The sequence below is a fragment of the Pseudacidovorax intermedius genome, from assembly GCF_001476815.1.
Lineage (GTDB): Bacteria > Pseudomonadota > Gammaproteobacteria > Burkholderiales > Burkholderiaceae_C > Xenophilus > Xenophilus intermedius_A.
Genome location: NZ_LDSL01000190.1, coordinates 1 through 616 on the forward strand (window position 1 = coordinate 1; position 616 = coordinate 616).

Annotated in this window: 2 protein-coding genes; both read right to left on the bottom strand. The window is 67.7% G+C overall.

Annotation, left to right across the window (positions count from 1 at the left end; all coding sequences use genetic code 11):
* The coding region (locus NS331_RS23810) for an aldolase/citrate lyase family protein (protein ID WP_242873871.1) at nucleotides 1-415 on the bottom strand (415 nt) is incomplete at its 3' end.
* A gap of 28 nt (nucleotides 416-443) precedes the next feature.
* A partial coding sequence (locus NS331_RS25850) for an aldehyde dehydrogenase family protein (RefSeq protein ID WP_153013018.1) occupies nucleotides 444-616 on the bottom strand: 173 nt, incomplete at its 5' end.

Below are 616 nucleotides of genomic sequence, written 5' to 3' on the forward strand. Positions count from 1 at the left end.
TGTACGTTGTGTGTGCGTCTGGTGGACACGGCCGAACAGGCCGCGGAGCTTTGGTCTCGCCCACGCCGAGGAAGCCGCCGGGCCGATAGCGCGTGGCCGACACCAGCGCCGCCGCCTGTTCGGCCGTGTCCACCATGGGCACCAGCAGCGTCTGCGCGCCGATGTCCAGCAGCTGCTTGATGAGGGCGGTGTCGCCGTTGACGGCCCGCACCACCGGATGGCTGCGGTAGGCCGCCACCGATTGCAGCTGCGGCAGGATGCTGAGCACGTTGTTGGGCGCATGCTCGCCGTCGATCAGCAGCCAGTCGAAGCCGGCCGTGGCACAGGCCTCGGCCGCGTACGAATCGGCCATCGACAGCCACAGGCCGACCTGGGCCTGGCGCGCGGCCAGGGCGTTCTTGAAGGGATTGCTCATGGCGAAGTCTTTCGTTCTCTCGTCTCGTTCAGTCCAGCTGTCCCTGGCAGACGTACTTGATGTGCAGGTAGTCGTCGAGCCCGTGCACCGAGCCCTCGCGGCCATAGCCCGATTCCTTGACACCGCCGAAAGGCGCGGCCTCGGCCGCCAGGGCGCCTTCGTTGATGCCGACGATACCCGTTTCGAGCGCATCGGCCACGC